This is a genomic window from Caulobacter sp. D5 (assembly GCF_003185805.1).
Taxonomy (GTDB): Bacteria; Pseudomonadota; Alphaproteobacteria; order Caulobacterales; family Caulobacteraceae; genus Caulobacter.
On sequence record NZ_QHJY01000180.1, the window covers coordinates 1 to 7,815 of the forward strand.

Below are 7,815 nucleotides of genomic sequence, written 5' to 3' on the forward strand. Positions count from 1 at the left end.
GTAGAGCGCCACCTTGCCAAGGTGGATGTCGAGAGTTCGAATCTCTTCGCCCGCTCCATTTTCTTCTCTCTCCCTTCGAACATTCGAAATGATCCGCAAGCTTGAGCTTGGCCGTTTGGCCATGCCCGACGACATGATCTAACCTCACCCGAGTTCATTCCGGGGAGCGTTCATGCGCCATCATCTTCTCCGCCTCGCCGCCGGCGCGGCCTTGTCGGCCGTGCTGTTGGCCGGACCGGTCCAGGCGGCCCAGGTCAGCGCCTCGGCCCGTCTCACCGAAGCGGTGAAGGCCTATGAGTCGGTCTCGGCGGTGGACGACGACGAGAGCGCCACCGACGCCTCGCGCTGGCGGTTTCCGCCGGTCGGCCCCAAGGCCGACGCCGAACGCAAGGCCCGCTACGAGAAGGCCAAGGTCCTGCTGGGCGAGGTCGACGCGGCCGGCCTGACCGACGACGAGAAGCTGACCCGCCAGATCCTGGCCTGGAGCCTGGACGACAAGCTCACCGGCCTGTCGTTCGACGAAAGCCGCATGCCGTTCAGCAGCGACGGCGGCTTCGACGTCTCCCTGCTCTATCGCGCCAACGGCATGCGCCTGAAGGACGAGGCCGAGGCCAGGAAGTGGATCGCCCTGCTGGCCCAGAGCCCGGAATGGTACGCCGCCAACATCGCCGAGGCCCGCCGAGGGATCGCCACCAGCTTCGTCCACGCCCGCTCGACCGCCGAGTCGGTGCTCGACCGCGCCCAGCGCACGGCCGCCACGCCGCTGGCCGAGGATCCGCTGCTGGCCCCGCTGCGCGCCCTGCCCGCCAGCGTGCCGGCCGACCGCAAGGCCGCCCTGATCGCCGAAGGCGAGGCGGTGCTGAAGGCCAAGGTCGCACCGGCCCGCGCCGGCTTCGTCGCCTTCATGCAGGACGAGTACGTGCCGCACGCCGCCAAGAGCCTGGCGGCCTCCGACCTGCCGGACGGCAAGCGCTACTACGCCTTCCTGGTCAAGCGCTACACCACCACCGACATGACCCCCGACCAGGTGCACGAGATCGGCCAGGCCGAGGTGCGCCGCATCCGCGCGCGGATGGAGACCGTCATGAAGCAGGCCGGCTTCGACGGCGACCTGCCAGCCTTCCTGGCCTATCTGCGCAAGGACCCGAAGTTCTATGCGACGAGCCGCCAGCAGCTGCTGGAGAAGGCCAGCGAGATCGCCAAGCGCGCCGACGACCAGCTGCCGGCCCACTTCGGAACCCTGCCGCGCCTGACCTACGGCGTGCGCCCCGTGCCGGCCAGCATCGAGAAGGGCTACACCACCGGCCGCTATTTCGGCGGCGATCCCAAGGCCGGCCGCGCCGGCGGGCTGATGATCAACACCTCCGAGCTCGACCAGCGGGCGCTCTATGAGCTGCCGGCCCTGGTGCTGCACGAGGGCGCGCCGGGCCACCACGTCCAGACCTCGCTGGCCCAGGAGCAGGCCGGCCCCGAGTTCCGCAAGAACCTCTATTTCAGCGCCTTCGGCGAGGGCTGGGGGCTCTATTCGGAATGGCTGGGCGAGGAGATGGGCATCTATCGCGACCCCTACGAGCTGTTCGGCCGCCTGTCCTACGAGATGTGGCGCGCCTGCCGCCTCGTCGCCGACACCGGCATCCACGCCAAGGGCTGGAGCCTGGACCAGGCCCGCGCCTGCTTCACCGACAACACCGCCCTGTCGCCGACCAATATCGAGGTCGAGCTGAAGCGCTACGTCTCCTGGCCGGGCCAGGCCCTGTCGTACAAGATCGGCGAGCTGAAGATCCTGGAGCTGCGCAAGCGCGCCGAGGACCAGCTGGGTCCGAAGTTCGACGAGCGGGCCTTCCACGACCTGGTGCTGCTGGGCGGCTCGACGCCGCTGGCGGTGCTGGACGCCCGCACCGACGCCTGGATCGCCGAGCGTAAAAAGAAGTCGTAAGCGTCACAACGTCCCGGGGTTGACCGCATCGCCGCCCCGGGCCGAACCTCCCCGCCCAACAGAAAAGGGAGGTTTCATGTCCTACGCCTCGAAGTTCGCGATCGGCGGCGCCCTGCTGCTGGCCCTGGCGGCCTGCTCCGACCCGAAGGCCGCCAAGACGCAAACGCCGCCGCCGGCCGGTGAAGCCTCCGCCGCCGCGCCCGCCCCGGCCAAGCCGCCCGCCGACCTGCCGGCCGGCGAGTACAAGCTGGACAAGTCGCACGCCGACCTGTCGTTCAAGCTCAGCCACCTGGGCTTCTCCTGGTACACGGCCCGCTTCAGCGACTTCGACGTCAAGCTGAACCTCGACCCCAAGGCGCCGGCCGCCGCCAGCGTCGAGGCCAGCATCAAGACCAGCTCCCTGACCCTTCCCGCCCCGCCGCCCGGCTTCACCGACGAACTGCTCGGCGCCGAATGGCTGGACGCGGCCAAGTACCGGGCCATCACCTTCCGTTCGACCAAGGTCGAGACCACCGGCCCCGACACCGCCGACGTCAGCGGCAACCTCACCTTGCACGGCGTGACCAAGCCGGTGACCTTGAAAGCCAAGTTCAACGGCGGCTACGCCGGCTTCCCGCCGATGGATCCCAACGCCCGGATCGGCTTCTCGCTGAGCGGCAGCTTCAAGCGTTCGGACTTCGGGGTCAGCTACGGCGTGCCCAAGCCGGGCTCGACCATGGGCGTCGGCGACGAGGTCACGGTCGCCATCGAGGCCGAACTGCTGAAGCCCAACCCGCCGGCGGCGACCGCCCCGGCCGCGCCCGCCAATCCCTGAATCGAACGTCGATCCCCGTCAGCCGACGGGGATCGACCACCGCTCAGACAAATACAATCAGTGGTTTAAATTCCGACTAGACGCACGAAATAGGAAAGTTATCCTACAGGAGGAATATCAGCCTAGGCTGATGCTCATGGGCGTCACTGGGGGCGCCGCTCTTGAGGGACCGCCATGCTCGCTCAAATCCTGGAGGAGGCCTGGGCGATCTCGCCCGATCCGCGTCGCGACCGTCTCGCCGCGGCCTTCGTCACCCACGCCGTGGCCCTGGCCACCGGCGTCGCGCCCGCCGACATCGTCTCGGACAAGCGCGCGTCCAAGACCGCCGCCCGCGCGCGGCAGATCGCCATCTACCTGGCCCACGTGATCTTCCACTGGCCGCTGGCCCGTGTGGCCTTCGCCTTCGGCCGCGACCGCACCACCTGCGCCCACGCCTGCCATCGCATCGAGGACATGCGCGAGGACCGGGTGTTCGACGCCCGCATGAGCGCTCTGGAGGCCTGCGTGCGCCAGGCGCCCGAGACCATTCCGGATCTGACCGGCATAGTGTTCGCCAACGCCGCGGGGATCGACCGATGAGCGTCGCCGCCATTGTCGAGCGCGACCTGGAGGCCGAGCACCTGGCCGACCGCGCCGCCCGCCTGCTGGCCCGCGCCGGCTCGGTGATCGAGGCCCGGGGCCTGGCCTACGCCGTGCGCTTCGCCCGCGGCCGCAAGCCGATGCTGACCATCGACGAGGCCGCCTTCCGAAAGCTGATGCACCAGTTGGTCCCCCGCCCCGAAGGCGGCTGGCGCCTGGGTCGCGCGCCGCAGCCCGCACAGCCCGGTCGTCCGGGCTTCGTCGAGGGCGAGAAGCTTGTGGTCGAGAACGGTGAAGCCACGACGCATCGCGCCAATCTCGGCGCGGATCCGCTGGACTGGCTGTTCAGCCGCGGCCTGCTCAGCGCCGTCGAGCGCGCGGCGGACCGGCGACTGGAGGCCGACGCCCACGCCTCGGGCCTGCTGGGCCGCCTGACCATGAACTGGGACCCGACGCCGCGCGGCGGCGGCCCGCGCCTGGAGCCCGCCGAGCGTGCGATCAGCGCCAAGGCCCGCATGGCCCGGGCAATGATGGCGCTGGCGCCCGAGCAGAGGGCGATCCTGTCGCCGATCTGCCTGCACGGCGCCTCTCTCCAGGCCACGGAGGTCGCCCTGGGCCTCAAGCCCAGAACGGGCAAGGCCGCCCTGAGGGCGGCCTTGCAGCGCCTGGCGGCGCACTACGGCATGCTGTGAGGCAAGGCGGCGGCCGGATCTCGACCGCCGCCTGGCTCAGCGTCTTCAGTGGCTCTGCGCGTGCTTGATGTCGCGCATCTGGTCGTGGCCGGCCTTGACCTTGGCGTAGGCGGCCTCGATGGCGCGGCGGGTCTGCGGATCCACGTCGAGATCCTCCAGCGCCTTCTCGTACTTGGCCTTGATGTGATCCTCGCCGTCCTCGACGGTCTTGACCACCGACTCGTCGCCCTTGGTCAGGGAGTCGCGGACGTTCAGGAATACGCGGTGGGCGGCGGCCAGGATGCTGCCGTCGTCGTCGGGCGTGCCGCCCAGGCGACGCACTTCGCTCTGCAGGTCGGAGACCACGCCGCGACGTTCCTGGGCGCGGGCCTCGAACAGCGACTTGAAGCTGCGGCTCTCGGCGTCGCGGGCGGCGGCTTCATAGCCGTCGGCGCTGTCGATGGTGATCTCGACCAGGCCGTTGACGAGCTTGATGTGGTCTTCGTTCGTATGGGCCATGGGTGAACTCCTGTGGCGTTTCGAAGGGAGGGACCGCAGCAACGCGGCCCCCTCGCGAAAGGTTCGAAGCTGGGCCTTACGGCTTCTTCGATTGCAGGAAGGTCCAGGCCGTGCCGGCCGCCGTGAGCGCCGCGCCCCGCGTGCGCTTGTTGATCAGCAGTCCCGCCAGCACCGCCCCGCCCAGCACGGCGACGGCCAGGGGGATGGTGCGGCCGCCCAGATGCACCTCGCGGCCGGCGATGGTCAGCGGCTTCTTCGCCGGCCCGCCGACGGCGTAGTCGGCGACCGGAGCTTGGGGTTCAGGCGACTTGGAATGCTGGTCGAGGAAGGTCGAGACCTTGTCCGACAGGGTGTCGATCAGGCCCTGGCGGGCGCGGGCCGGGCCAGCGCCGTTCGTGTGGCCAGGATTCAGGGTGGGGTCATAGGCGACCATGGGTCATCTCCGTGTCCGAGAAAGGGGGCTCGGTCGGAATAACGCCGTGCGGCCGCCGACGATCCGTCAGGTTTCGCGCGAAGGCTTGGCCGGCAAGGCCGCGCCGACATGGTCGATGCCCAGCTCGATCGCCCGCGCGGCCTGGCGCTGGCGCTCGGCGTAGCGGGCCTTCTGGTCGTCGCTGCGGGTGTCATGGCAGCGTGCGCAGGAGACGCCCTCGACGTACAGAGGCGAGGCCCGCCCCGCCTCCGACACCGGCATGCGGCAGCCCCGGCACAGCACGTGCGAGCCTTCCGACAGGCCATGGCCCACGGCCACCCGCTCGTCGAACACGAAGCATTCGCCGCGCCACAGGCTCTCGTCCTGGGGCACCGTCTCCAGGTAGTTGAGGATCCCGCCCTTGAGGTGGAACACCTCCTCGACGCCCCGCGCCTTCAGCAGGGCCGTCGATTTCTCGCAGCGGATGCCGCCGGTGCAGAACATGGCGACCTTGGGGGCCGTCGCGGCGGGATCCCAGGTCTGGCGGAAGGCGTCGAACCAGGCGGGGAAATCGGCGAAGCTGGGCGTGGCCGGATCGATCGCGCCTTCGAAGGTTCCGCAGTCGACCTCGTAGCCGTTGCGGGTGTCGATCACGATCACGTCGGGCTGCGCGATCAGGGCGTTCCAGTCGGCCGGATCGACGTGGACGCCGTGATTGCAGGCCGGATCGAGGTCGGGCTCGCCCAGGGTGACGATCTCTGCCTTCACCTTGACCTTCAGCCGGTGGAACGGCGGCGCGTCGGCGTCGGCGAACTTCAGCTCCAGCGCCTCGCAGCCCGGCAGGGCGCGGATGTGGGCGATGGCCGCGTCGATGGCCTGCGGCGTTCCGGCGATGGTGCCGTTGACCCCCTCGCGGGCCAGCAGCAGGGTGCCCTTGATCTTCAGCCCGCAGCACAGCCTGGCGAGATCGGCGCGGATGGCGTCGGGATCGTCGAAGGTCGCGAAACGGTAGAGGGCGGCGATGCGCCAGGGCGAGGTCATGGGCGGGCCATAGAAGATCGACGCCCCGGGCTCAAGCACGGCCGGAACCAAGCGCGCCGAACGCGGGTTTACCGCGCCATGAGCATCCTGATCACCGTCATCATCGCCCTCGTGCTGCTTGGCCTGGCGCTCTACGCCGTCCAGCGCTCGCCGATCCCCTCGCCCGTGAACTGGCTGATCCAGCTTCTGCTGATCATCGTGGCCATCGTGTTCATCGGGAACAGGGCGGGCTTCTTCTAGGCGCCCGCCACACCCGCCGCGTCGCGCTGGATGCGGGCCACCATCGACTTGAGGCCGTTGGAGCGCTGCGAGGACAGGGCTTCCGACAGGCCCAGGCGCGCCATGGCGGCCGAGGCGTCGAAAGCGACGATGTCGCCGGCCGCAGCCCCGGAATAAAGCCGCAGCACGATGGCGATCAGCCCGCTGACGATGTGGGCGTCGCTGTCGCCGCGGAAGCGGACGGTGCCGTCGGCCTGCGGCTCGGTGACCAGCCACACCTGGCTGGCGCAGCCGCGCACCTTGTTGTCTTCCGAGTGCTCCTGCGGCGTGAGCGGCGCCAGGTCCTTGCCCAGCTCGATCACGTAGCGATAGCGCTCTTCCCAGTCGCCGAGCAGTTCGAACTCGTGGGCCAGTTCGTCGAGGGCGGCGTTGGGGTCGGTGCTCATGGCGCGGCGTTTAGGCGGGCCACGCCCCCGATGCAAGCAATCAGGCGCCCGGCAAGGTCACGATCGCCGTCAGCCCCTGCCCCGGCGCCGACTTCAGCCGCAGCGCGCCGTTCATGGCCCGCGTCAGCAGGTCGACGATCGGCAGGCCCAGGCCCGCGCCCTCGCCACTGCGGGTCAGAGAGGTGCCCGCCTGCTCGAAGGGCCGCAGCAAGCGTTGCAGGTCGCCCTGCTCCACCCCTTCGCCCTGGTCGCGGATCGAGATCTCGACCATGCCGCCGCCGACCAGTTCGGCCTCGATCGTCACCACCCCGCCCGACGGCGAGTGGGCGACGGCGTTCTGCAGCAGGTTCGACAGGATGGTGCGCAGGCCCCGGCGGTCGGCCAGGACGGCGGGCATGCCCACCAGATCCGGCGCGCTCATCACCACGCCGCGCGCTTCGCACTCGGCGCGCAGCTGGGCCATGACGTCCTCGACCGCCTCGTCCAACGGCTCGGCGGCGACGTCGAGGTCGGTGACGTGGCCTTCCAGGCGCGCGATCTCGACGATCTGGTTCACCAGCTTGAGCAGCTTCAGGCCGCTCTCGTGCACCAGCTTGGCGTATTCCTTGTACTGCGGCGCGCCGAGCGGACCGTAGAGCTCGCTGGCCAGGATTTCCGAAAAACCGATGACGGCGTTCAGGGGCGTGCGCAGCTCGTGGCTGACCATGCGCAGGAACGAACGCTTCTGATCATCGAGCGCGGCCTTGCGGCGAGCGCGGGCCGCCGCGCGGCGAAACGTCGCGGTGGGTCCTTCCGAAGGCCGCTGAGCCTGGCGCGAATCAGCACCGCCCGCGCTTTCGGCGAGGTCTTCGGCTGATGTCGAAGCGTCCGCGGACGCCGTCTGAGGCATGTGAAACTCCCGGACCTTCTGTCCGCAAAGGCATTCTGTGCCACCCTGACCCAACCCGCTTACGAATCCGTTTCCGTCCACAAGAAGCTGGACTCGCCCGGTCGCCCCACAATTGTGCGTGCTTTGGAGAAGGGCCGAACCGGGGTTAGGATTCACCAATAACAACAACTTCGAGGCGGACCCGCCCCCTTGGACATCGACCCGGTGCAGCCGCGGCAGGACGAAGCCACCCTCCGCCCCGTCCTTTCGGGGCGGGAGACGGCGCGCGCCTGGCGTCTGGGCTGGCTGG

At 69.5% G+C, this 7,815-nt stretch carries 10 protein-coding genes; 5 read left to right on the plus strand and 5 right to left on the minus strand.

Annotated features, from left to right (window positions below; genetic code table 11):
- Positions 1 to 172: 172 nt before the first annotated feature.
- The 4 genes from DMC18_RS12990 (at position 173) to DMC18_RS13005 (ending at position 4,021) form a co-directional block, all read left to right on the plus strand.
- The gene (locus DMC18_RS12990) at positions 173 to 1,936 is read left to right on the plus strand and encodes a DUF885 family protein (protein ID WP_110132992.1); all 1,764 of its coding nucleotides are present in this window, start codon (positions 173 to 175) and stop codon (positions 1,934 to 1,936) included.
- 76 nt (positions 1,937 to 2,012) lie between these two features.
- Complete coding sequence (locus DMC18_RS12995; RefSeq protein WP_110119550.1) at positions 2,013 to 2,750, plus strand: YceI family protein; 738 nt, start codon at positions 2,013 to 2,015, stop codon at positions 2,748 to 2,750.
- A gap of 174 nt (positions 2,751 to 2,924) precedes the next feature.
- Complete coding sequence (locus DMC18_RS13000) at positions 2,925 to 3,329, plus strand: helix-turn-helix domain-containing protein (protein WP_110119551.1); 405 nt, start codon at positions 2,925 to 2,927, stop codon at positions 3,327 to 3,329.
- Positions 3,326 to 4,021 carry a DUF6456 domain-containing protein gene (locus DMC18_RS13005; RefSeq protein WP_110119552.1) on the plus strand — a complete coding sequence of 232 codons (696 nt, stop codon included), beginning with the start codon at positions 3,326 to 3,328 and terminating at the stop codon, positions 4,019 to 4,021. The genes DMC18_RS13000 and DMC18_RS13005 overlap by 4 nt, the downstream gene beginning before the upstream one ends.
- A gap of 45 nt (positions 4,022 to 4,066) precedes the next feature.
- Here the strand turns inward: DMC18_RS13005 and DMC18_RS13010 are convergent, their stop codons facing one another.
- From DMC18_RS13010 to DMC18_RS13020, 3 genes are all read right to left on the minus strand, one after another.
- The gene (locus DMC18_RS13010; RefSeq protein WP_110119553.1) at positions 4,067 to 4,519 is read right to left on the minus strand and encodes a PA2169 family four-helix-bundle protein; all 453 of its coding nucleotides are present in this window, start codon (positions 4,517 to 4,519) and stop codon (positions 4,067 to 4,069) included.
- Between the two features lie 76 nt (positions 4,520 to 4,595).
- The gene (locus DMC18_RS13015; RefSeq protein ID WP_110119554.1) at positions 4,596 to 4,952 is read right to left on the minus strand and encodes a hypothetical protein; all 357 of its coding nucleotides are present in this window, start codon (positions 4,950 to 4,952) and stop codon (positions 4,596 to 4,598) included.
- Positions 4,953 to 5,018: 66 nt separating this feature from the next.
- Complete coding sequence (locus DMC18_RS13020) at positions 5,019 to 5,972, minus strand: rhodanese-related sulfurtransferase (protein WP_110132993.1); 954 nt, start codon at positions 5,970 to 5,972, stop codon at positions 5,019 to 5,021.
- Positions 5,973 to 6,050: 78 nt separating this feature from the next.
- On the opposite strand from DMC18_RS13020, the gene DMC18_RS26575 reads away from it, so the two are divergent.
- Positions 6,051 to 6,212 carry a hypothetical protein gene (locus tag DMC18_RS26575; RefSeq protein ID WP_162839355.1) on the plus strand — a complete coding sequence of 54 codons (162 nt, stop codon included), beginning with the start codon at positions 6,051 to 6,053 and terminating at the stop codon, positions 6,210 to 6,212.
- On the opposite strand, the gene DMC18_RS13025 is transcribed toward DMC18_RS26575, so the two are convergent.
- Positions 6,209 to 6,637, minus strand: coding sequence for a SufE family protein (locus DMC18_RS13025; RefSeq protein ID WP_110119555.1), 429 nt, complete (start codon positions 6,635 to 6,637; stop codon positions 6,209 to 6,211). The two genes, DMC18_RS26575 and DMC18_RS13025, sit on opposite strands and share 4 nt — an antisense overlap.
- A gap of 40 nt (positions 6,638 to 6,677) precedes the next feature.
- Positions 6,678 to 7,526 carry a sensor histidine kinase KdpD gene (locus tag DMC18_RS13030; protein ID WP_110119556.1) on the minus strand — a complete coding sequence of 283 codons (849 nt, stop codon included), beginning with the start codon at positions 7,524 to 7,526 and terminating at the stop codon, positions 6,678 to 6,680.
- Positions 7,527 to 7,815 lie beyond the last annotated feature (289 nt).